The sequence below is a fragment of the Burkholderia sp. SIMBA_051 genome, from assembly GCF_046534915.1.
In the GTDB taxonomy this organism is placed as follows: Bacteria; Pseudomonadota; Gammaproteobacteria; order Burkholderiales; family Burkholderiaceae; genus Burkholderia; species Burkholderia ambifaria.
The window spans coordinates 1-435 of sequence record NZ_JAWRXS010000060.1 but is presented as its reverse complement, the minus strand read 5'-3'; the positions used below and the strand labels follow the sequence as shown (position 1 = coordinate 435).

The following is a 435-nucleotide window of genomic DNA, read 5'->3' as shown; positions in this document are numbered from 1 at the left end:
TCGGTGGCCAAGCTCGCGCAGGCGCACGGACTGAATCCGAATATGGTGTTCAAGTGGCGCCGGCAACTGCGGGCGGGCCTGTTTGAAGGGGTGGCGCACAGCGCAGCGGTGTTGCTGCCCGTAGCGCTACCTGATGCACCGACCGGCGATGCCGCAGACCCGGCGTCGCTCGCTCTACAGCCTGTCGAGCCACATCGCGAGAGCGTACCGGCAGCGTCGGGCATCGAGATCGAACTGAACGGTGCCCGTGTACGCGTCACGGGCATGGTCGACCCCGTGCAGCTGCGCCTCGTGCTGCGCTGCCTGATGCCAGCATGATTGCGCCGCCAGGCGGTACCCGCGTATGGCTGGCAGCGGGCGTTACCGATATGCGCCGTGGCATGGATGGACTTGCCGCGCTGGTGCAGTCAGCACTCGGACGTGATCCCTTCTCGG

The 435-nt window shown here is 66.9% G+C and carries 2 protein-coding genes; both read left to right on the top strand.

Going from position 1 to position 435, the window contains the following annotated elements:
• A partial coding sequence (locus tag SB771_RS33525; RefSeq protein WP_410721855.1) for a transposase occupies positions 1-318 on the top strand: 318 nt, incomplete at its 5' end.
• The coding region (gene tnpB / locus SB771_RS33520; protein ID WP_410721856.1) for an IS66 family insertion sequence element accessory protein TnpB at positions 315-435 on the top strand (121 nt) is incomplete at its 3' end. The genes SB771_RS33525 and tnpB, both read left to right, overlap by 4 nt.